20 protein-coding genes are annotated in these 22,246 nt (G+C 59.4%); 12 read left to right on the top strand and 8 right to left on the bottom strand.

All coding sequences use genetic code 11. The annotated features are described in order from the left end of the window. Positions 1 to 167 precede the first annotated feature (167 nt). The 4 genes from PMI22_RS26645 (at position 168) to PMI22_RS26655 (ending at position 4,569) form a co-directional block, all read left to right on the top strand. Entirely contained in the window at positions 168 to 1,148 is a 981-nt protein-coding gene (locus tag PMI22_RS26645) for a hypothetical protein (protein ID WP_157214390.1), read from the top strand. Beyond that, a complete protein-coding gene (locus PMI22_RS26650; protein ID WP_007942846.1) occupies positions 1,148 to 3,316 on the top strand; it encodes a transglycosylase SLT domain-containing protein in 2,169 nt (722 codons plus the stop codon). Before PMI22_RS26645 ends, PMI22_RS26650 begins: the two co-directional genes overlap by 1 nt. A gap of 394 nt (positions 3,317 to 3,710) precedes the next feature. Further along, positions 3,711 to 4,331 (top strand): hypothetical protein, encoded by a 621-nt coding sequence (locus PMI22_RS31785; RefSeq protein WP_007942844.1) that lies wholly within the window; start codon positions 3,711 to 3,713, stop codon positions 4,329 to 4,331. Between the two features lie 31 nt (positions 4,332 to 4,362). Further along, positions 4,363 to 4,569, top strand: a complete 207-nt coding sequence (locus PMI22_RS26655; protein WP_007942842.1) for a hypothetical protein — start codon at positions 4,363 to 4,365, stop codon at positions 4,567 to 4,569. On the opposite strand, the gene PMI22_RS31205 is transcribed toward PMI22_RS26655, so the two are convergent. From PMI22_RS31205 to PMI22_RS26670, 4 genes are all read right to left on the bottom strand, one after another. After that, complete coding sequence (locus PMI22_RS31205; protein WP_157214389.1) at positions 4,554 to 4,730, bottom strand: hypothetical protein; 177 nt, start codon at positions 4,728 to 4,730, stop codon at positions 4,554 to 4,556. The two genes, PMI22_RS26655 and PMI22_RS31205, sit on opposite strands and share 16 nt — an antisense overlap. After that, positions 4,727 to 4,954: a hypothetical protein gene (locus tag PMI22_RS26660; RefSeq protein WP_007942839.1), complete on the bottom strand. Its 228-nt coding sequence runs from the start codon at positions 4,952 to 4,954 to the stop codon at positions 4,727 to 4,729. Before PMI22_RS26660 ends, PMI22_RS31205 begins: the two co-directional genes overlap by 4 nt. Positions 4,955 to 5,095: 141 nt before the next feature. Next, the gene (locus PMI22_RS26665; protein ID WP_007942838.1) at positions 5,096 to 5,368 is read right to left on the bottom strand and encodes a hypothetical protein; all 273 of its coding nucleotides are present in this window, start codon (positions 5,366 to 5,368) and stop codon (positions 5,096 to 5,098) included. Positions 5,369 to 5,402: 34 nt separating this feature from the next. Beyond that, positions 5,403 to 5,663, bottom strand: a complete 261-nt coding sequence (locus PMI22_RS26670; RefSeq protein ID WP_007942837.1) for a hypothetical protein — start codon at positions 5,661 to 5,663, stop codon at positions 5,403 to 5,405. Positions 5,664 to 6,715: 1,052 nt separating this feature from the next. On the opposite strand from PMI22_RS26670, the gene PMI22_RS26675 reads away from it, so the two are divergent. Continuing rightward, positions 6,716 to 7,240 carry a hypothetical protein gene (locus tag PMI22_RS26675; RefSeq protein ID WP_007942836.1) on the top strand — a complete coding sequence of 175 codons (525 nt, stop codon included), beginning with the start codon at positions 6,716 to 6,718 and terminating at the stop codon, positions 7,238 to 7,240. 267 nt (positions 7,241 to 7,507) lie between these two features. On the opposite strand, the gene mobV is transcribed toward PMI22_RS26675, so the two are convergent. Then, positions 7,508 to 8,458, bottom strand: a complete 951-nt coding sequence (gene mobV, locus PMI22_RS26680; RefSeq protein ID WP_007942835.1) for a MobV family relaxase — start codon at positions 8,456 to 8,458, stop codon at positions 7,508 to 7,510. A gap of 997 nt (positions 8,459 to 9,455) precedes the next feature. Here mobV and PMI22_RS26690 point away from each other — a divergent pair. Next, positions 9,456 to 9,761: a DUF6388 family protein gene (locus PMI22_RS26690; RefSeq protein WP_007942833.1), complete on the top strand. Its 306-nt coding sequence runs from the start codon at positions 9,456 to 9,458 to the stop codon at positions 9,759 to 9,761. A gap of 83 nt (positions 9,762 to 9,844) precedes the next feature. On the opposite strand, the gene nadC is transcribed toward PMI22_RS26690, so the two are convergent. Continuing rightward, positions 9,845 to 10,693: a carboxylating nicotinate-nucleotide diphosphorylase gene (gene nadC / locus PMI22_RS26695; RefSeq protein WP_007942832.1), complete on the bottom strand. Its 849-nt coding sequence runs from the start codon at positions 10,691 to 10,693 to the stop codon at positions 9,845 to 9,847. Between the two features lie 152 nt (positions 10,694 to 10,845). Between nadC and ampD the strand changes: the two genes are divergently transcribed. The 3 genes from ampD (at position 10,846) to PMI22_RS26710 (ending at position 14,552) form a co-directional block, all read left to right on the top strand. After that, on the top strand, positions 10,846 to 11,406 hold the full coding sequence (ampD, locus tag PMI22_RS26700) for a 1,6-anhydro-N-acetylmuramyl-L-alanine amidase AmpD (RefSeq protein ID WP_007942831.1): 561 nt from the start codon (positions 10,846 to 10,848) through the stop codon (positions 11,404 to 11,406). Continuing rightward, a complete protein-coding gene (gene ampE / locus PMI22_RS26705; RefSeq protein ID WP_007942830.1) occupies positions 11,403 to 12,239 on the top strand; it encodes a regulatory signaling modulator protein AmpE in 837 nt (278 codons plus the stop codon). Before ampD ends, ampE begins: the two co-directional genes overlap by 4 nt. A gap of 282 nt (positions 12,240 to 12,521) precedes the next feature. Further along, entirely contained in the window at positions 12,522 to 14,552 is a 2,031-nt protein-coding gene (locus tag PMI22_RS26710) for a methyl-accepting chemotaxis protein (protein ID WP_007942829.1), read from the top strand. Positions 14,553 to 14,603: 51 nt separating this feature from the next. Here PMI22_RS26710 and PMI22_RS26715 read toward each other — a convergent pair whose 3' ends face one another. Continuing rightward, positions 14,604 to 15,380 (bottom strand): TatD family hydrolase, encoded by a 777-nt coding sequence (locus PMI22_RS26715; protein WP_007942826.1) that lies wholly within the window; start codon positions 15,378 to 15,380, stop codon positions 14,604 to 14,606. A 3-nt stretch (positions 15,381 to 15,383) separates the two neighbouring features. Continuing rightward, the gene (gene cra, locus PMI22_RS26720) at positions 15,384 to 16,379 is read right to left on the bottom strand and encodes a catabolite repressor/activator (RefSeq protein ID WP_033048671.1); all 996 of its coding nucleotides are present in this window, start codon (positions 16,377 to 16,379) and stop codon (positions 15,384 to 15,386) included. Between the two features lie 288 nt (positions 16,380 to 16,667). On the opposite strand from cra, the gene ptsP reads away from it, so the two are divergent. From ptsP to PMI22_RS26735, 3 genes are read left to right on the top strand one after another with little or no spacing between them, the layout of a single operon-like run. Further along, on the top strand, positions 16,668 to 19,529 hold the full coding sequence (ptsP, locus tag PMI22_RS26725) for a phosphoenolpyruvate--protein phosphotransferase (protein WP_007942823.1): 2,862 nt from the start codon (positions 16,668 to 16,670) through the stop codon (positions 19,527 to 19,529). Beyond that, positions 19,529 to 20,470 carry a 1-phosphofructokinase gene (pfkB, locus tag PMI22_RS26730; RefSeq protein WP_007942822.1) on the top strand — a complete coding sequence of 314 codons (942 nt, stop codon included), beginning with the start codon at positions 19,529 to 19,531 and terminating at the stop codon, positions 20,468 to 20,470. Before ptsP ends, pfkB begins: the two co-directional genes overlap by 1 nt. Before the next feature lie 11 nt (positions 20,471 to 20,481). Continuing rightward, positions 20,482 to 22,221 carry a PTS fructose-like transporter subunit IIB gene (locus tag PMI22_RS26735; RefSeq protein ID WP_007942821.1) on the top strand — a complete coding sequence of 580 codons (1,740 nt, stop codon included), beginning with the start codon at positions 20,482 to 20,484 and terminating at the stop codon, positions 22,219 to 22,221. The last annotated feature ends 25 nt before the right edge of the window (positions 22,222 to 22,246 follow it).

Genomic DNA, 22,246 nt, shown 5'->3' with positions numbered 1-22,246 from the left:
AGCTTGGCGGTCAATCGCCTATTCAGATGGGCGGTGCTGATGGTTACCAAGTGCCAGGTTCCCCGGCGACACCTAGCGCTGCGCCTGGAGGGATGCCACAAGGCCGACAGGCTCAGGGCCAATTCCCGCTTACCCTGAATGACATCACGACCTATCAGATGCTTGGCATGGAAGGTGGCGGCACCTTGCTGGATCTGTACAAGCAGGCCAACAACCCGCAGGAGCGCAAGGCCGGAAACTATTACATCGACCCGCGCACCGGCCAGCAGACCCATATGCCGAAAATGGCAGAAGGCGTAACGATGAATGCGCAGGGTCAGGCCATACCGGTACCGGGTGCGGCATCAGCCAACGCTGGCTACAAAGGTGCGGAAGCCAACGCAGTGGCCGGCGCTCAGTTCCCGTTCGATGTAGCGAAAAAACAGGCAGAGCAGGGCGGTGCCGCGAGTCTCGACCCAATGAAGGTTGTAGGCCCTGACGGCAACGAATACTACGTTCCGCGACTCAATGTCGCCGCAGGTGCAGGTGGTGCCGCGCCCGGGCAGGGTGGCGCACCTGGGCAGCCTGGCGGGTACATGGCCGGACGCAATCCAGTGGCTCAGGATGCCACCAAAGGGCTGAATAACGACTTCATTACCAACTCGTATCGCCCAACCCTTGATTCCGGGAAATCCGCTCAGGACATGAACGGCAATATCAGCGCCATGAGGGCTATCCCGATTGAAACCGGATGGGCGACTGACGCAAAAGCGGCGGCAGCCAACGTGCTTGCCGGCCTTGGGGTTGCACCACAAAACGCGCAACTGTTTGGCGCGAACGCGCAGAAATTTCAGTCAGTGGCTATGTCGCAAATCAACAAACAGTTGCAGGACAACAAAGGCACGCAAACGGAGGGCGATGCAGCCAGGGCGCTGCAAACATTCGCCTCTCTGGAAAAAACGCCGATGGCCAACGCATACATCCTCGATTTGGCGCAGGCGAAGAATAACTCTGCAATCAGAAAAGCCGATTACTACGAGAAGGCCATCAAAATCGCGCAGGAGCGAGGAATGCCCCTGTCAGAGGTTGATGCCCAATACCGGAAAATTCAGCAGTCGATCTGGGCTGATCCGGTCATGTCTCGCTGGCAGAACCAAGGTAAGCAGTAATGGGCCTCTTCGCCCAGCTCGAGCAGAAGAACAGGCTGCCGTCCGGATTGCTGGATGCTGTCTGGTCTGCCGAGTCGAGTCGCGGCCAAAACATGCAGTCCCCGAAAGGCGCGCAAGGGCACTTCCAGTTCATGCCCGCCACTGCCCAGCAATACGGCCTGAATGACCCCAACAACCTGCAGCAGTCAGCCGCTGCTGCCGCCAAGATGCTCTCCGACATGATGCAGCAGACCGGCAGCGTTCCCGGGGCATTGGCCGCTTACAACTGGGGCATTGGCAACGTCCAACGCAAGGGCATGGACGCCGCTCCAGCCGAGACGCGCAACTATATCCAGAAGGTGACAGCCAATATGTCCCAGCAATCAGACCCATTTGCCGAGTTGAATAAAGAGTTCAGCCAGGCTGCGCCATCACAGCAGCAGGACGACCCTTTCGCTGAATTGAACAAGGAGTTCTCTGCACCCGCCCCGCAGCAGGCCGCGCCTGCAATGAGCGCCCAGCAGCCAAATCAGCCTGTCCAGACCGCTCCTGCCCAACAGGCCATGCTGCCGGAGCAATCCGGCGGTGTTCAGCCCGCTCCGCACCAAGCAGGACGGTTCGGCGGGACGTTGCCTCAGCTGCCAGCTAATGCAGGGAAGGAGCTGATGGCGGACACAGGCAACCTGCTGGCAGGCAGCGCACGCGGTGCTGGGTCTATCGGAGCAACCATCCTTGCGCCATGGGATATAGGCAAAGATGCCCTCAATGGCAAAGGCCTGTCCCTGGAGTCGAATAATCAACGTCGGACTGATCTTGATTCGATGCTGCGAGCCATTGGCGCAAATCCTGACTCCATGGCCTTCAAGGCCGGCAAGATCGGCACCGAAATACTCGGGACTGGCGGCATGGGTGGCGCATTGGCGAAAGGTGCCGCATTGCTGCCTGGTGCAGCCAAGATCGCCCCGCTGATTGAGTCGATAGGTTCTGGCGGCTTTCGTGTTGGTGGTTTGACCGGCCTGCCTGCACTGGCAACACGCAGCGCAGGCGGGGCGATCACTGGCGGCGCATCGGCTGGTCTGATTAATCCGCAAGATGCCGGTATGGGGGCCATGGTTGGTGGCGTGATCCCTGGTGCCGCATCGGTTGCTGGCAGCACGACTCGCGCTATAGGCCGAGCGGTGCGCGGCGGTGATGTAAAGCCGGCGGTTGTCGACCTTGCGAACAAGGCGAAAGATATTTACGGGATTGATATTCCTGCTGACAGGATCGTCAAAAGCAAACCCATGAATGCCCTTGCCGCCTCGCTCGAATACATGCCTTTCAGCGGCAGGACTGGCACGCTGTCAAAGATGAACGACCAGCTGAAAACAGCGCTGAGCCGCACGATTGGCCAAGACACCGATGATGTGGGTATGGCGTTGCGGAATGCCAGGGCAGATCTGGGGGCGAAGTTTGAAACCGTTCTGCAAAACAACAAGGTGAAGGTCGATAAGCAGTTTGTTGACGAACTTGCGCAGCATGCACACCAAGCATCGAATGATTTGGAGAGTGGTCAGGCTGCGATCATTCAGAAGCAAATCGACGAGATCATGGCCAAGGTGCAGAACGGCGAAATCGATGGCCAGGCTGCCTACAACATCAAAAGAACGCTAGATCGCATTGGCGGCCATAACACGCCTCAAGCCTACTACGCGGGCGATCTTAAAAAGTCATTGATGAGCGCGCTTAACCGCTCAATGAAGCCAGAAGAGGCGGCTGATTTTGCCAAGGTTCGCCGGCAATATGGAACCATGCTTGACCTGGAGAAGCTGGCTCAAAACGGCGCCGAGGGCGATATCTCGGTCGCTCGACTGGCCAACATGAAGAACATCGGCAATCCAGAGCTACAAGATCTGGCCGATATCAGCGCTCAATTCCTGAAATCGCGAGAAAGCCCGCACGGTGCTATGCAGCGCCTGATGCTTGGCGGTCTTGGGGCGATAGGGGCAGGATCTGGCGCGGTGGCCCCATTGGTGGTCGCCGGCGGCATTGCGGCAGGCAGAGGGGCGAATATGGCCCTGAATAGCAAAGCCGTTCGTGGCCTGCTTACGCGCCCTCCGAGTCAGGGTCGCGGCTTGCTTTCACTGGGTGCCGAGAAGGCGAACAAGGTTCTTCCGTTACTTGCCCCGCAACTTCTCAGTGACCAGTAAGGCCCAGCCAGAACCCGTAAATGGCCGCACCTATAACGATGGCCACTCCTTTCCAGATCATGAAGTCGATCATCGTAAAACCTGAGAAATCCACCAAGACCTCCAAGCCCGCCCTGTGCGGGCTTTTACTGGGATTACAAAAAAATGCCGATCCCTGCTTCGATCTATGAACCTTCCACTACGGCTGACAGCACTAGCCCAGCCGGCGCTGAATCAGCCATTGAGTCTAGTCGTACAGCAGCACCACAGCCGAGCTTGATGCCGCTAATTACTGCGCCAGGCCTTCTAAGTCTTGCACGAGTGACGAGTCGCATGAGAGGCGCTTTTCTTTGAGTATTCCCGGTAACTGGTAACCAGCCGACACCAAATTTCCCAATTGATTTAGGTTCCCTGAATGGGCAGAGCCAAGGAAAAAAACGCGACAGCGGACTACCGCTCCCTCAGCATTGTGGCGCTACACCGTGCAGGGATGCTGCGCGCTGGCTACGACGGCAGCTGGGAGTGGAAGCGCCGTGGTGAAGTGGTCGGGGCAATCGACGTCGAGTCTGAAAGCCAGACCCGTCTGCGTCTTCGGTATCGAGTGACAACGAAGGGAGAAGCCGAGTTGAAGGATTACCCCGTTCCGATCACCTGGACACCTTGTCACCTGGGCGGCAATCGTCCGTGGTTCCTGTGTCCCTGTTGTGGCCGGCGAGTCGCCAAGCTGTACCTGCGCCGCGTGTTCGCCTGCCGTCACTGTCTGCACCTCAACTACGCGAGCCAGCAAGCCAACAAGCGTGACCGTGCCGCCGATCTTTCGTCGAAGCTGCGCCGCTCCCTAAGCTGCCCCGGAGGCTACCTATCCATACCTGCCGAGTTAATTCCGAAGCCCAAAGGCATGCACTGGCGGACATTCGGGCAGAAGGTGAAGCAGCTCAAGCGTGTAGACGCTAGAGCTTTGGTCGATGCCGGGGCCCTGTTCGCTAGCATCGAGCGCAGCCTAGGACAGGCATACAGGGCTTTTGCCAGCGTCTGACTATCGCTTGATGAAACAGAGATGAGAATGCATGAGTAAAAACCGGATGTTCGACGGCAAGGCCAAAACACGCCTTATCGTGTCGGTCGGAGCTGAAACCGTAAACGCCATCGACCAACTGATCCACTATCCCTACGCGAACGATCATCCGGCCAAGGGCAATCGCTCAGAGTTCGTACGTCTGGCCATCGAGGAGAAGCTGTTGCGGGACAACTCTGATGATTATTGGTGTCCATAAAAAAGGCGGGCTGTTACAGAGACTGTTGCAGCTTCTGTTACAGCAAAACGTGCTGTTTCACGCAGTGTCATCACGCATTCTGGAGTGCGTGGAATGATCAGCGCCTGGCGTCGATGAGCTCTTTGAGCGTCTCCTGTTGAATCGTCTTTTTCATCGATCAAGGCTCTCCGGGCGAACTTGCCGATTGGATGTCTCCCAACATCCCAAGGCTGACCAGGTGCGTCGGGTAGTCGTCGATGATTTGGCGCATGCCGGCATCGCCGGGGTGTTGATCGAGTTGCTCACACACCCAGGTCAGTAACACGGCCCGGCCTGCCGGGTACGGGCCGTAGGGGGCGGCTTGCAGCACGTCGATCAGGTAAAGCACGCGGGCGGTGCGGCGCATCGGCGGTCTCCGGTCTCCGGCGCAGGGTCAGACCTGCGCGCAAGCCAGGAGTCTAGCCGCTGGTACGCCAAATGTACGGGGGTTGGTCGCCGCAACCCCGGCAGATTGCAACCAAGGCCGGGTCAGGTGCGGAGTGGTCTTTTACATAGGCAGCGTTATGCCGTGGCGGCCCAGCACATGTTTGCCGTAGGCCGCTACCTCTTCGTACAGGTATTCGTAGAGCGCATCACTCACTAGCTTGTGCTTCAGCAGCGCGTCTAGATACCCGGTGGCGTGCATGTGGTAACCGTGTCGCAACGGGTAATCGTCAGGGCAGTGGCTGAGCTCCTCGACCATCCGGCGCAGTTGCAGGCGAGCGGCATCAATGATGGCGGGGTGGTCTTGCTGGATCTGGATCAGGGGCAACATGGGCATGGGGCGGTTCCTCGGTGGGTGGCTGGGGCCAGCGTCAGTCGCTGGCCCGCGCCAGTTTGGCAAGGGCCGCGTCGTGCACTATGACCAGACTGCCGTACAGGTTGTTATAGGCCGCATCACTCACCAGTTTGTGCATCCGCAGCGCGGCCAGATACCCCGTCGCGTGCATCCGCGCACCGTGTTGCAACGGATGATTGCCATGGCACTTGTGGAGCTCCTCGACCATCCGGCTCAGTTGCAGGTTGGCGTCCTCAAAGATGGCGGGGTTGTCTTGCTGGATCTGGAACGTGGGCATGGGGCGGCTCCTCGTGGCCTTGGTCTTGGTAAGTTATAGATTGGTTTTGCAGTACGACCAAAACATCTCACCCGGCAATGACCTAGTCATAACCGCGAATTGGCGGGTGGCGCCATTACTGTCCTGGGTATCGCTGAGCAGCTACTGCCGCAACTCCAGGCCGTACTGCCACCGATTGCATATGGTGCGCTGGTGATGGTTGCCCGGGTGATTGGAAGGTGTGCCGCAGTTGAGTGCGGCTCAGCTTTGGCAATACACCCCATTCCTTCTATCGCATTCTTCTTGGGCTTCACCCCGACTCATATAGCAGTCTGGAAGTCTTTGGTCTTGATGCTTGTCCAGGATGAGATAGCCGCGAGCCACGCGACTCGCTGGATTTGCGCTACCACTGTCTTGGCCGTGCTCCATTGGTCTCGCGTTTACCACTACGAATCTGCCGGACATCTTGTTCTCCCTGCTTCCCCATATGAACGACCTACAGGTTTAGCGGGGGCACCCCAATATTTCAAGTTTTAGGAAAACCATGCCAACCATGCAACCCGACTGGGAGGCAATCTACAGCTACCGGAGGGTTTTGCTCTCTGAGAGCCGAAATTACCCGAACTGATAGTTCTCGACTGATATTGGTAGTCTCACCACGCCCAGTTAGTTGGCTGGAACGGGCGCTAGGACGCACCAAGCAAACTACCGCGACTACGCCAGTTATCAGATAATCGAACGCCTGTTCAGCGGCTGTTGAACATCACCACATCTGCGAGGCCGCCCAATGTCCGTTATCGACTGCGACTACCTGCCCGCCGACAAGGTGGTATTTCCGCCAGAGCTGGCGCTGCTGATTGTCAGGTAGGCCGCCGCCATGGCTAAAGCATTTGAGAGCCAGGAGGCCGACCAGCTACCAGAGACGCACGGCGTGCTCTTGCCCAAGGTGTGGAACCTCGGCGAGTCATCAGGGAAATGCGGCTGTAATCGGCTTGGGCGGACTACCGGGATTTTGGTAGTTTGCAGCATCGGTTTGCCATCACAACGGAATCGCGAAATAGCAAGGAGGTCACATGAAAGCCGATGACGACTGTTACAAGCTGTACGAGAAGATCTATTTTTTCGAGGCTGAACGAAAAGAAAAGCTGATCGCCCGCCTGAATCTGCCACTGGCGATGCTGGTAGCGCTCTCCAGCTTTCTGTCCTACTTATTGGGCAAAGCGCCCCCATCCACACACACTGCCGGCGTGTTCTTCTGGATATTTTTCCTCTGGTGTACGATCTGTGTCGGGATTGGAATTTTTCACTTTTCACAGGCGTGGCGGATTCGGAACGCTGATCTGGCCATACCGACGACGACGGAACTGGAAGCTCACCGCCAGGAGTTACTCGCCTACTACGGAGAAGGTGGCGAGGAGTTAGCAAATAGTTTCTTTTTCCAGACAATGGCCGATTACTACGTGATGGGCGCCACTAAAAATTCGCTCAACAATGACAAGCGAACCGCAGAGCTCGACCTTCTGTCCAAGTTTGTCATCTGGTCTATCGTCCTTGCGATTCTCTCGTTCGTCCCCTTCTACCTCTACAATAATCCCTGAGCTCATAAAAATGACCGACCAGAAGCGACCACCGCCACCTCCGCCACCAATGCGCAATATCAAAAGTGATGTTCCGCTGCCAAGGCGAGACCCGCCCTCGCGCCCAGTGCCGCCACCACCATCGCCGAAAGGAGCTTAGACGACCGACTATGACCAGAGATTAGGCATCCCCCCATATTTATGTGAATGACGAGTTTGCGAAGCAACGCTATGAATGAGCTGAGCCAATAGCCGACGACTGCCCCGAAACAGGATGACGGGAACGCCTCAGTGTGGCGTTATTGCCACGTCTGCTTCGGGCATTCGCCTGATCAATTCGGCGAGCTGCTTGCTCAGCCGGTCAGCGCGCTCCTTTTCCCGCCCAGCCTTCAACAGCGCTGCCTCCAATGCCTGATCAACCTCATCCAGACTGTCAGCTCGCTTTTCTAGTGTGATCTCCAGATCCTCAAGCGCCCGCTGGGCCTGCCTGAACTCGACCGCCTGCCGATCCAGTGCCATCTGCCGTGCATGTAGTGCCTCACTGGCTGAGCGTTGAAGCTTGTCCTGTATGGCTGAAGTCTTGGCCCTCAGCAGCAGCGCCTTGTAACTTGGTGTCTGTATCCCGACGACCGCAGCGGCCAGGTCTGATCGCTCAATAACCGGCTCAGCAGCGGCGAGTGCCTGGTAATACTGGCTGACCTTCTGATGGGGGGCTTTCGATCCCTCGATGCCGCGCAACAAACCGAACGGCTTCCCGCACCAATGATGGAAGTCGGTCTGCATCTTGCGCAGCTTGGCGGCACCGCCGAGAAAATCACGCGCAGACAGCCTCCCGTCCTTGGTCACCGGCACGACGTACGCGACTAGGTGGGGCGTCCTCTCGTCCAGGTGAACGGTAGCGCTGACAATGTTCGCGCCGCCGTGCCGAGCCTTCAGCCAGGCTATGGCCCGGTCGAAGTAGCCGCCTGTGTCTGGCATCGTCCCGCCGTGCCGGGTGAATGCCTCGGGGCTGGCGGTGATCAGATATTCAATGCAGAGCACCGCACCCTTACGCCGGCGTTCAGGCAGCTTGGCCAAGACCGCATTGGCAAGACCCGCAGCCGTCGTCGCGCCACCAACGTGCACATTGGCCGCACCATTGGAGTTCGGTGTGGGCATCTCTCGGAATGTGTGTCGGCCAGATCCAATAATCCCGGCGACCGACTTCAGCTTTTTTGTTCTTAGTATCGTGTAAGGCATGACTGCCCCCGTGCTGAGTGTTCTCATCTTCAGCGTGCGGGTGGAGCCAAGGTCGGTGCAAGTCACCCCAAGCGCAGCTTGTGTACTCACTACACAAACTGCGTTTGTTGTTCGCTTCCTGCGGAAGAAAAGAAGAACCGACTGCCACCTGGCCAACCACGGGCGACTGGCCAGCCCAGCGGGTAGATATGGTGAATACCGCCACGCCCTGGTCGCGGTCTGGTAATCATCCTTAGCAGTAGCTACATTGGGCGACCGAATAAGAAGCAAGCTAAGCAATGCTAGCCAGATGCCAGCCATAAGGCTGAAAGGGGTCTGCAACATGAATGCACACCAACGCTGTCGCCGCACCGTATTCTGGAGGGGCTCGTTCTCCGTGATACTCGGTTTCGCCGTCTTGAGTCTGGCCTTGATGCTGGCTGACCAATCAGCTCCAGTAACTCCCCAAGAACTCGATGGCGTAAATTTGAGCCAGCAAATGGGTCACTCCCAAAAATTGGGAAACCAGGCAGCCGCGCCAATTCTGGCGGCGTCTGAATAGGCCGAATCTGACCGCTCATCCGATCACTCAACTCTGCTTCGCCCTTGAACGTGATACGCCTTGGAATAGATGCAAAAACGACTGAGTGAGGGGGGGTACTTTCCGTTTTAGGTATACGTTTAGGTATACGGAAAGGAGCTTGCAAGGCGATATTTCAGTGAATGCACGGCCTATATGGTGATGTTCGATTCCTGTCTCGGGCACCATCCCCCTGTTGTTTCAACTTTGTGCTCAAAGTCCTTCCAGCGTTTTTTGTCGAATTGATGTAAAAGTCCATATAAATCGGCAACCAAACGTCCTATATTCGGTACCTGCACACGCACCACTTTGCAGTTTTCAGATGATCCCCGAATGGTTCTGAAGGCCAGACAAACCGGGCTTCTACCGGTTTTTTGCGTCAGAGAGATCCTTGATGATCCAGATCCATCTTCCATTCCCCAGATCAGCGAGAACGACATGACCGTTAAAGAATTGACCCAAGAAGCCAGACACGAAGAAGCGCTCAAAAAGTACTTGGTGGATTCGCCCCAGCTAGCCGAAGAGATCAAGGACCTGCCGGCCGACGATCAGAAAGACCAGATTCAATGGGCGTTTGAGGACGAGGCCGAAGCCCAGGGCTTGCAGCCGTGGGAATTGACGCTCAAATACACCTCCACCCCGGAAGAGTTCGAGGCTGCGCGCCTGGTGCTGCACAAGGAGGCGGCCGAGGTGCTGGGTGTCGAGTGGGAAGAATATTGCGAGATGAACAATCTGGTGGTTTGAGAGCAGCTTCAGGTTTCAAGCGGCAAGCTACAAGCCAAAGCAAACCTGCTTGAAGCCTGGAGCTTGCCGCTCGTAGCTGGGGCTCAGAGGCTCAAACGCATCGACAGATCGATAGCCTTCACGTCCTTGGTCATCGCGCCAATCGAAATGTAATCGACCCCGGTTTCGGCGACTGGCAGCAGAGTACTTTCGTTGATCCCGCCACTGGCTTCCAGTTTGGCTTTGCCTGCGTTCAGGCGCACGGCTTCACGCATGTCATCCAGGCTCAATTCATCGAGCATGATGATGTCAGCACCCGCCGTCAGAGCTTCCTTGAGCTCGCTCAGGCTTTCCACTTCGATCTCCACCGGTTTGCCCGGGGCGATCTTGTGCGCGGCGTTAATGGCTTCAGGGATGCCACCGCTGGCGGCGATATGGTTTTCCTTGATCAGGAAGGCGTCATACAGACCGATGCGGTGGTTGTGGCAGCCGCCGCAGGTCACGGCGTACTTCTGCGCCAGACGCAGACCGGGCAGGGTTTTGCGGGTGTCGAGCAACTTCACTTGGGTGTTGGCGACAAAATCAGCCAAGTACTGCGCACGCGTGGCCACACCCGACAGCAATTGCAGGAAGTTCAGTGCACTGCGTTCGCCGCTGAGCAGCGAGCGCGCCGGGCCTTCGAGGTGGAACAGCACCTGATTGGGTTTTACCCGTTCGCCGTCACACACTTGCCAATGCACTGCGACCCGTGGGTCCAGCTGCCGGAACACCGCATCAACCCACGCAGTGCCGGCAATGACGGCGGCATCACGAGTGATGATGGTGGCTTTAGCCAGGCGTTCGGCCGGGATCAACTGCGCGGTGATGTCGCCGCTGCCGATGTCTTCTCGCAACGCACGGCGTACGTTGGCTTCGATTTCGGCGGTCAGGTCGGCGAGACGTAGATTCGGCATAACGGGCTCCACAAACAAAGTGGTCCGATTATAGGGCCATGGCACGAGTCAACCCAAGGTCTCATAGACGTTCCATTCGCGGCAATGATCGCATCTGGAGGGGCTATCGCGGCATACTGGGCGCCAACACAGTCGTCGTTGAAGGAACCGGTATGCAGTTGGACCCCGCGAGTGGTTGGTGTCAGGACGTGCGTTTATGCCCCTCACCCAACTTCAATGCGCGCCCCTCGGGCGAAATTTCCCTGCTGGTGATCCACAACATCAGCTTGCCGCCAGCGCAGTTCGCCACCGGCAAAGTGCAGGAATTCTTCCAGAATCGTCTGGATGTCACGGAGCATCCTTATTTTGAAGGCATTGCTGACTTGCGGGTGTCCGCCCACTTTCTGATTGAGCGCGACGGTGCTGTCACTCAGTTTGTCTCTTGCATTGAACGTGCCTGGCACGCCGGTGTTTCGAGTTTCGAGGGCCGGGACACCTGTAACGATTTTTCGGTGGGCATCGAGCTTGAAGGCACGGATGATCTGCCGTTCACCGATGCTCAGTATCTTGCGCTGACGGCTTTGACCCGACAGCTGCAAAACGCCTACACCGGCATCACTGCGCAGCGCATTTGCGGGCACAGCGACGTCGCGCCGGGGCGCAAGACCGATCCAGGACCGGCGTTCGACTGGGCACGCTATCGCGCGGCCCTGGCAAAAGAGGAAGGACAATGAGTTTTCTGGTGTTGCTGTTGGCTGTGTGGATCGAGAAATTCTCGGCACTGCGCCATCGGGTCCAGCGAGATGGCGGTTGGGTGCGCGAGCTGAACAAGCTTGAGGTCACGCCACGTCTGATCGACCGGTCATGGTTAATCCTGATCATTATGGTGTTGTTGCCGGTCGCGCTGTTGGGGTTACTGCTCGTGGTGCTGGAGCCCTTGGCCTACGGTCTGCTGGCGTTACCGGTGCATTTGCTGGTGGTGATTTACAGCCTGGGCCGAGGCGATCTGTTGGCGGGCTTGGGGCCATTTCGCGATGCCTGGCGGCGGGAAGACCTGCAAGCCGCTGAGCATGTGGCCGAACGTGACCTGGATATTTGCGCTGAAAGTGGCGAGGAATTGCTGGAACGGGTCGAAGCACACCTGCTGTGGGAGGCTTATCAAAGTTTCTTTGCGGTCATTTTCTGGTACTTCCTGCTGGGGCCGGTTGCGGCCCTGAGTTATCGCTTGCTGGCACTGGCCGAGGAGCATGGGCAGAACCCGGCCGTGGTCGAGCGCGCGGCACAATTGCGCCACGCCTTTGATTGGGTGCCCGTGCGGTTGCTGGCGATGAGTTTTGCGCTGATCGGCAATTTTGTGGCGGTCAGCCGGGTGATGTTGCATGAGTTGCTGAACTGGAACATCAGCGCTGCTCAGCTGATCGAGAAAGTCGGGCTGGTAGCCGGTGAAATTCCGGCACCGGTCGTCGGACCGGATGGCATCAACAGCCTGGACCGGATCTGGGAGTTGCTACTGCGCGCGGCAGTGCTCTGGTACGCCGGTTTTGCGCTGTGGACGGTGCTCCCGTAACACCTCAATCCCTGTAGCAGCTGGCGCAGCCTGCGTCCGGCTGCGCAGCAGTCGTCAATCCAAATGACGAGTAAACCTGATAGTCCCAGTGTATTCACGACGCCTGCTTCGCAGCCGGACGCAGGCTGCGCCAGCTGCTACAGGGATTGATCTCCCCGCGTTAACCTTAAGTTACAAAACATCCTGCCGATTTAAGATATACAGGGATAGCGCTCGATAGTGGCTATCTGCCGCTGGCCTGCGCCTGCCAAATAAAAATAAGAACTCAAAGGGAGACTTCCAGTGAAGAGCTTGCTCTATCCCGCCGTCGCGCTGATGAACCGCCTGAGCTTCGGCATGAAGTTCAGCCTGATCAGCGTGCTGTTCCTTGTGCCCATGCTGGTGACCAACTTCTATCTGGTGCGCGACTCCTATCGTGAATTTCAGGGCACACAAGTCGAACTGCAGAGCCTCAACCTGCTGGGCAGCGGCCTGACCCTTCGGCGAGACCTGGAGACACTGAATAATCTGGTACAGATCAACGTCACGCTGGGCCAGTCCGGCAAGGCCGGCAATGTCGAGTCGAAGATCGGCACGCTGGAGCAAAGTATCCTGGCGCGCCTGCAAGGGCTGACGGCGATGACCACTGATCCAGAGCAGATCACCGCTTTTGATGGCAAGCGCGATGAAATGATTGCCGCTTTCAAGGCCCAGCAAGCGGAAACCTCCCTGCAAAGTAAAAGCGGCATGATCGGCAAACTGCTCGGCAGCGCGCAGATTTTCAGCCAGATCATCGCCACTCAGGCCGGCCTCAGTCGCGACAATCAAAGCGACATGCGTCAACTGAGCGAACTGATCACCAGCGTCACTCCACCTGTGACCCAACTGCTGGGCGAAGGCCGCGCGATGGGTTCCTTTTCGCTGGGGCAAGGCTTTATCAACTCGGCGTCGAGCACTCGATTTGATGAGCTGTTGGCGCAGATCGAAAAGCTTCAGGGCGAATACGGCCTGAAATTGCAGGACGCCTTGGGCTCCAGCAAAGCGGCGCGTGAAACCCTGGCCGCTCAAGCGGATAGCAGCAAGGCTTCGCTGAAAAAAGCCAGTGAGCTGTTCGAAGAAAAAGTGGTGATGGCGGACACACTCGATACACCCTGGCAGGGTTTTTACGATCAGGTCACTGGCCTGATGGACCAAACTTACCAACTCAACGAAGCCACCTTGAAATTCCTCGGTACCCAGTTGCAGCAGCGACTGGAGCAAAACCGCACTCACATGATCTTGCAGGCCGTGGCGCTGTCGGTGGTGTTTGTGCTGATTTTCTACCTTTACGGCGGCTTCTACGCTTCAACCCGCACCACCCTCAAGCGGCTTGGCGCCATGATGGACACAGTCGCTGCCGGCGACATGACGGTGACCTTCCGTGCGCAAAGCCGCGATGAACTTGGCGAGTTGGGCGAGGTGTTCAACGGCACCGTGAAGAAAATCCATGACCTGATCGAGCGAGTCGGCAAGACCGTCAATGAGGTCGAGCGTCAGGCCGGGCAGGTTCAAAGCGTTTCTACCCAGAGCAACCAGGCAGTGGCCGGGCAGCGTACGCAGATCGAGCAGGTCGCCACGGCCATGAACCAGATGTCGGCCACCTCCCTTGAGGTGGCGCGCAGTGCCGCCGCCGCGGTCAGCAGCGCCCACAGCGTCAATGACGAGACCATCACCGGCCGCGGGCTGGTGGCGTCCCAGCAGGGCAGCATCGCGCAATTGGCCAGTGAGATCGATCAGTCGGTGCTGGTGATCAATCAATTGGCCAGCGACAGCCAGTCCATCAGCCGTGTGCTGGAGGTGATCAAAAGCATCGCTGAGCAAACCAATCTTTTGGCCCTTAACGCGGCCATCGAAGCCGCTCGGGCCGGTGAGCAGGGGCGTGGTTTTGCGGTGGTGGCCGATGAGGTCCGCACGCTCGCCAAGCGCACCCAGCAATCGACCGAAGAAATCGAGCAGATGATCAGCAAGCTCCACAGCGGCGTCGGTGCGGCGGTGAAAGCCATGGGCATCAGCCATCAGGTGGCCGACGGCACGGTCGGGCAATCGGAAAAGGTCCAGCAGGCGCTGGAAAACATCCTCGGCGCCGTCGGCATGATCGTTGACCAGAACCAGCAAATCGCTGCCGCCGTCGAGCAGCAGACCGCCGTCGCCCACGACATCGATCAGAACATCGTCGAAATCAACCGTGCCGGCGAGCGCACCGCCGAAGGTGCGCACCAGACCGAGGATGCCAGCCGTGCGTTGTCGGCTCAGGTGGTGGAACTCAAGCACCTGATCAGCGCATTCCGGGTTTAGAAGATTCCTGTGGGTGCGAGCAGGGACGCCACCAAGGCCCAAGCCGACTGATTACCAGTAGAACAGCTCGCAAGCATTAGCCGTGCTGATGGCGGCCAATTGCCCAGGGCTGATCGCCATGATCTGCGCCAGTGCCGCGCAGATCGCCGGCAGGTGCGCCGGGCTGTTGCGTTGACCGGGAAACATGGCGGGAGCCATGTCCGGTGAGTCGGTTTCCAGCACCACGGACGCCAGCGGCAAATTGGCGAGCACGCGATGCATGCGCAGCGCCTGTGGCCAGGTCGCGGCGCCGCCCAGACCCAGTTTGAAACCGAGCTTGATGTACTCGTGCGCTTCTTCCTTGCTGCCCGCAAAGGCGTGGATGATCCCTGCGCGTTTCAGACGAAAGCGTTTCAACGTGGCAATCACCGCCGCATGGCTGCGCCGCACATGAATCAGCGCCGGCAGGTTGAAGTCCGCCGCCAGTTGCAGTTGCGCATCGAACAGCGCCTGTTGACGCTCTCGGTCGAGGGTTTCGATGAAGTAATCCAGACCGATTTCGCCCACGGCGCACAACTGCCGATGGCCGGCCAGACGCGTCAGCCAGTCGGCGAGCGCCTGTAAATCTTCAGGTCGGTGATCATCCAGGTAAACCGGGTGCAAACCGAATGCAGCATGCAAGTCTGGATCGCTTTGCACCAACTCCCAGACTCGCTGCCAATTCGCCTGATAAACCCCCAACACCACCATCCGCCGCACACCCAGGGCGCGGCTTTCGGCCAGCAGCGCCTGACGGTCCTCGTCGAAATCCGGAAAATCCAGATGAGTGTGGCTGTCGATCAGCTCCACGGTTCAGTCCCGCCGAATACGCTGCTTGAAAGTCCGCGCGATGGCCTGCACGCCGGGTTGGTAATCGGACTGCTCGATGGCGGCCAGTGCGAGCGCAAGGGCTTTGTCGGCGATCAACTGATGCTGCTGGGCCATGGCGTTGACCGGCAGCGGCAGGAAGTCCAGCAGCTGCGTGTCGCCGAACGTACCCAGGCGCAATGGACGGGTTTTCAGCGGATAGTCATGCAAGGCATCGAACACACCCTGAAGCAGCACGTAGGAGGTGGTCACCAGCGCATCCGGCAGATGACCCAGGCGCTGGAGCATTTCTTCCATCAACTGCTTGCCGCACTCGCGGCTGAACGACTCGCCGTGCTCGATCAATACCTCGCCCTGGAAGCCGTCCAGCGCTTCTTTGAAGCCGGCCGCGCGTTCCTGGCTGATACTCAACTCGGGGCGCGCGCCGATCAAGGCGATCTGCTTGGGCAACGGGTCCAGTAGACTGCGGGTCAAGTGCAGGCTGGCCTCGCGGTCATCACTGATCACCGAGCAGAAATGCTCGGGCTCCATGACCCGGTCGATGGCGATGATCGGAATGCCCTTGGCCTGCAACTGGCGATAGCTGTCATCACCTGTCGGCAGGCAACTGGCGACGATCAGCGCATCGCAGCGCCGGGCGCGGAACAGTTGCAGCAATTGCCGTTCACTGTCCGGCGCATCGTCGGAACTGGCGATCAGCAATTGATAGCCGCGTGCCCGGGCGCCTTGTTCCAGCAGTTTGGCGATTCGTGCGTAACTGGGGTTTTCCAGGTCCGGCAGAATAAACCCCAAGGTGCGTGTGTGCCGACTGCGCAACCCGGCGGCTTGAGGGTTGGGCGTAAAGCCATGTTGTTCGACGACCGCGCGCACGCGCTCGACAGTGGCACTGCTGATGCGTTGCTGTTCGGCCTTGCCATTAATGACATAACTGGCGGTGGTTACGGACACACCGGCCAACTGTGCGATATCACTGAGTTTCAACTCGGGATTTCCTTTTTTTCGAGCTTGCCCCGACATTTTCGCCAATCCTACCCGAATCAGGCAGACGACTAATGTCCAAGCACATCCGACAAGTTGGGCTTCAAGGATGAGACATTATCGAGTAACGTGCCAAGTATTCTAGATTAAACGTTTCAGCAGGCGTATTTTCGGGACTGTAGGCACCTTTGGCCGGTTCTGCCGTGAAACCGCCAAAAGTGAAGATTAGGCGCCTGTGCTGATTCATTCAAAACAATACCTGGCGTCATCAGATGCCAAAAAGGAGAAAGCATGCTCGAGCTCACCCTAGAGCAGATTTCCATGGGCCAATCGGCTGTGGATAAGTCCGCTGCGTTACAGTTATTGGCCGAGCATCTGATCGCTGATGGCCTGGTTGCCGAGGGCTATCTGGCCGGCTTGCAGGCGCGAGAAGCTCAGGGCTCGACCTTTCTCGGACAAGGTATTGCCATCCCCCACGGTACACCGCAGACCCGCGATCTGGTGTTTACCACCGGCGTGCGGCTGATGCAGTTCCCCGAGGGCGTGGATTGGGGCGACGGCCAGATCGTTTACCTGGCGATCGGTATCGCGGCCAAGTCCGATGAACATTTGCGATTGTTGCAACTGCTGACCCGCGCCCTCGGCGAAACCGATCTGGGCCAGGCTCTGCGCCGTGCCAGCTCCGCCGAGGCCTTGTTGAAACTGCTGCAAGGCGCGCCACAGGAATTGGCGCTGGATGCACAGATGATCGGCCTGGGTGTGTCCGCCGATGACTTCGAGGAACTGGTCTGGCGCGGTGCGCGTTTGCTGCGCCAGGCCGATTGCGTCAGCAACGGTTTCTCCGCCGTGTTGCAACAGGTCGAAGCGTTACCGCTGGGCGATGGCTTGTGGTGGTTGCACAGCGAACAAACGGTGAAGCGCCCGGGCCTGGCCTTCGTCACCCCGGACAAACCGATGCGCTACCTCGGCCAGCCACTCAGCGGTCTGTTCTGCCTGGCCAGCCTCGGTGAGGCGCATCAAGCCTTGCTCGAACGTCTTTGTGCGTTGCTGATTGAAGGTCGCGGTCACGAACTGGGCCGCGCCACCAGCAGTCGCAAGGTGCTCGAAGTGCTGGGTGGCGAACTGCCGGCGGACTGGCCGAGCGCTCGCATCGCCCTGGCCAACGCCCACGGCTTGCACGCGCGCCCGGCGAAAATCCTCGCGCAACTGGCGAAAAGTTTTGAAGGTGAAATTCGCGTACGCATCGTCGACGGCCAGGACAGTGCGGTATCGGTAAAAAGCTTGAGCAAACTGCTCAGTCTCGGCGCCCGTCGGGGCCAAGTGCTGGAATTCGTTGCCGAGCCGAGCATTGCCGCCGATGCCTTGCCGGCCTTGTTGACTGCCATCGAAGACGGCCTCGGTGAAGAGGTCGAGCCATTGCCGGCGGTGAGCCAACAGCACGAAGCAGTTGCCGAGGTGGCCGAAGTGCTGCTCGCCCCGGCGTCCGGCAGTGTCATTCAAGCCATCGCAGCTGCCCCGGGTATTGCCATCGGTCCGGCGCATATTCAGGTGCTGCAAATCATCGATTATCCGTTGCGTGGCGAGTCTGCCAGCATCGAACGTGAGCGTCTCATACACGCAATGGCGCAGGTGCGTCGCGACATCCAAGGCTTGATCGATCGTAGCAAGTCCAAGGCCATCCGCGAGATTTTCATCACTCACCAGGAAATGCTCGACGACCCGGAGCTGAGCGATGAAGTCGACACCCGTCTCAAACAAGGCGAAAGCGCCGAGGCGGCGTGCATGGCGGTGATCGAAGCGGCGGCCCGGCAACAGGAATCGTTGCAGGACGCATTGCTCGCCGAGCGGGCGGCTGATTTGCGCGACATTGGCCGTCGTGTGCTGGCGCAACTGGCTGGCGTTGTAACGCCGAGCGAGCCGGACCAGCCTTACATTCTGGTGATGGACGAAGTGGGGCCGTCCGATGTGGCGCGTCTCGATCCGGCTCGCGTCGCCGGTATTCTCACGGCTCGGGGCGGCGCCACGGCGCACAGCGCCATTGTTGCCCGGGCGCTGGGCATTCCAGCGCTGGTCGGTGCCGGGGAGGCCGTGTTGCTGCTGGCGCCGGGTACGCCTTTACTGATTGATGGCCAACGCGGTCGCTTGCATGTGGACGCCGATGTGTTGACCTTGCAACGCGCCACGGAAGAGCGCGACACCCGCGAACTGCGTTTGCAAAGGGCCGCTGAACAACGCCATCAACCGGCCCTCACCACCGATGGTCACGCGGTCGAAGTGTTCGCCAACATTGGCGAAAGCGCGGGCGTCACCAGCGCGGTGGAGCAGGGCGCCGAAGGCATTGGCTTGTTGCGCACCGAACTGATTTTCATGGCCCACCAGCAGGCGCCGGACGAAGCTACCCAGGAAGTCGAATACCGTCGCGTCCTCGACGGCCTGGCCGGTCGGCCGCTGGTGGTGCGTACCCTCGACGTCGGTGGCGACAAACCGTTGCCGTATTGGCCCATCGCCAAGGAAGAAAACCCGTTCCTCGGCGTGCGGGGCATTCGCCTGACGCTGCAACGTCCGAAGATCATGGAAGCGCAATTGCGCGCCTTGCTGCGGGCCGCCGACAACCGTCCGCTGCGCATCATGTTTCCGATGGTGGGCAACGTCGATGAATGGCGTCAGGCGCGGGACATGACCGAACGTTTGCGTCTGGAAATCCCGGTTGCGGACCTGCAACTGGGGATTATGATCGAAGTGCCGTCGGCGGCCTTGTTGGCGCCGGTGCTGGCCAAAGAGGTCGACTTCTTCAGCGTCGGCACCAACGACCTGACGCAATACACCTTGGCCATCGACCGCGGTCATCCGACCTTGTCCGCCCAGGCCGACGGCTTGCACCCGGCGGTGCTACAACTGATCGACATCACCGTGCGCGCGGCGCATGCCCATGGCAAATGGGTCGGCGTGTGCGGCGAACTGGCGGCCGACCCGCTGGCGGTACCGGTGTTGGTCGGACTGGGTGTGGACGAACTCAGCGTCTCGGGTCGCAGCATTGCCGAGGTCAAGGCGCGTATTCGTGAGCTCAACCTCGCCCAGACGCAAACTCTCGCCCGACAGGCCCTGGCCGTGGGTAGCGCCAATGAAGTGCGCGCATTAGTGGAGGCTCTGTAATGGCCCGGATTTTAACCCTCACCCTCAATCCGGCACTGGACCTGACCGTCCAGTTGCCACGCCTGGAACCCGGTCAGGTCAACCGCAGCGGCGCCATGCACACCCACGCCGCCGGTAAAGGCGTGAACGTGGCGCAAGTGTTGGCGGACCTCGGCCATCAGCTGACCGTCAGCGGATTTCTCGGAGAGGACAATCTTCAGGCGTTCGAAACCCTGTTCGCCAAACGCGGTTTTGTCGACGCGTTTATCCGGGTTCCGGGCGAGATTCGCAGCAACATCAAACTGGCGGAAAGCGACGGGCGCATCACCGACCTCAATGGTCCGGGGCCGAGGGTCAGTGAAGCCGCGCAGCAGGCGTTGTTTGATCGCCTTGTGCAGATTGCGCCCGGTCATGATGTGGTCGTCGTCGCCGGAAGTTTGCCGCAAGGCGTCAGTGCGCACTGGCTGCAGGCGTTGATTGTGCGCTTGAAAAAACTCGGATTGAACGTCGCCCTCGACACCAGCGGCGAAGCCTTGCGCGTTGCACTCAAGGCCGGCCCGTGGCTGATCAAGCCCAACACCGAAGAGCTGGCCGATGCGCTGGGTTGCGAGGTCGTTTCGGTGGCGGCTCAAGCCGAAGCCGCGAGCCGTTTGCACGCTCTAGGCATCGAGCACGTGGTGATCTCCCACGGGGCGGATGGCGTGAACTGGTTCAGTGTCGGTTCGGCATTGCATGCCACGCCGCCCAAGGTCAGCGTCGCCAGCACGGTGGGCGCGGGCGATTCGTTGTTGGCCGGCATGCTCCATGGATTGCTCAGCGCCGATACGCCTGAACAGACCCTGCGCACCGCCACGGCGATTGCCGCGATGGCGGTCACCCAGATCGGTTTCGGCATCGGCGATGCCAGGCAATTGGCGCAGCTTGAACAGGGTGTGCGCGTGCGTCCCCTGACAGAACAATAAGAGGGTTTGTGATGAAATTAGCCATTGTTACGGCCTGCCCGAACGGCATGGTCACCAGTGTGCTGTGCGCCCGTTTGCTTGATGCGGCGGCCCAGCGTCAGGGCTGGAGCACCAGTGTCGAAGTCAACGATGCGGCGCACCCGGAACGTCAACTATCGGCGGCCACGATCGAGGCGGCCCAGTGGGTGTTGCTGGTGACCAGCGCGTCGGTGGATATGTCGCGATTCGTCGGCAAGCGGGTGTTCCAGAGCACCCCGGCGCAAGCCCTGCAAGATGTTGAAGCGGTGCTGCGTCGCGGTGCTGAAGAGGCTCAGGTTTACGTCACCCCCGAAGCCGTGGCCGAGCCTGTCGCCCTCGTAAAAAACGCCCCGCGTCTGGTCGCGATTACCGCGTGCCCGACCGGCGTCGCTCACACTTTCATGGCCGCCGAAGCCTTGCAGCAAGCGGCCAAGCGTCTGGGTTATGACCTGCAAGTGGAAACCCAGGGCTCGGTCGGCGCGCGCAATCCGTTGAGCGCGGCGGCGATTGCCGATGCCGATGTGGTGTTGTTGGCCTGTGATATCGAAGTCGCCACCGAGCGTTTCGCCGGCAAGAAGATTTACCGCTGCGGCACCGGCATAGCGCTGAAACAGGCCGAAGCGACGCTGAATAAAGCACTGGCCGAAGGTCGGCAGGAAACCGCTGCCACGGGTTCACAAGGCCCGGCCAAGCAAGAGAAGACGGGCGTTTACAAACACCTGCTGACCGGCGTGTCGTTCATGCTGCCGATGGTGGTGGCGGGCGGGTTGATGATTGCGTTGTCCTTTGTGTTCGGCATCACCGCGTTCAAGGAGCCGGGCACATTGGCGGCTGCGCTGATGCAGATCGGCGGTGACACCGCGTTCAAGTTGATGGTGCCGCTGCTGGCAGGCTACATCGCCTACTCGATTGCCGACCGGCCGGGCCTGGCGCCGGGGATGATCGGCGGGATGTTGGCAAGCACCCTGGGTGCCGGTTTTATCGGCGGGATCATTGCCGGTTTCATCGCCGGTTATGCGGCGCAGGCGATCAACCGCTACGCGCGTTTGCCGCAGAGTCTTGAGGCGCTGAAGCCAATCCTGATCATCCCGCTGCTGGCGAGTCTGTTCACCGGGCTGGTGATGATTTACGTGGTCGGCAAACCGGTGGCCGGGATGCTGGAAGGGCTGACGCACTTCCTCGACAGCATGGGCACCACCAATGCGATTTTGCTCGGTGTATTGTTGGGCGGGATGATGTGCGTGGACCTTGGCGGGCCGATCAACAAGGCGGCCTACGCGTTCTCGGTGGGGCTGCTGGCGTCGCAGAGTTATGCACCCATGGCCGCGACCATGGCTGCCGGCATGGTGCCGCCGATTGGCTTGGGCATTGCCACGTTCATTGCGCGACGAAAGTTTGCCCAGACCGAGCGCGAGGCCGGCAAAGCGGCGCTGGTGCTGGGCTTGTGCTTCATCTCCGAAGGGGCCATTCCGTTTGCTGCGAAAGACCCGTTGCGGGTGATTCCGGCGAGCATTGCCGGTGGCGCCCTGGCCGGGGCATTGTCGATGTATTTCGGCTGCAAACTGATGGCGCCGCACGGCGGATTGTTTGTATTGGCGATCCCGAATGCGATCAACCATGCGCTGTTGTACCTGCTGGCGATTGTCGCCGGGAGTATTCTGACGGCGGTGGCGTATGCGCTGCTCAAACGGCCTGAAGCTGTGGAGCTGGCGCTGGAGCCCGCCCAGGCCTGACACCACCAAACCCTTGTGGGAGCGA

The sequence above is a fragment of the Pseudomonas sp. GM21 genome, from assembly GCF_000282215.1.
Classification (GTDB): domain Bacteria; phylum Pseudomonadota; class Gammaproteobacteria; order Pseudomonadales; family Pseudomonadaceae; genus Aquipseudomonas.
The sequence above is the reverse complement of the archived record's forward strand: the minus strand, read 5'-3'. Positions and strand labels throughout refer to the sequence as shown.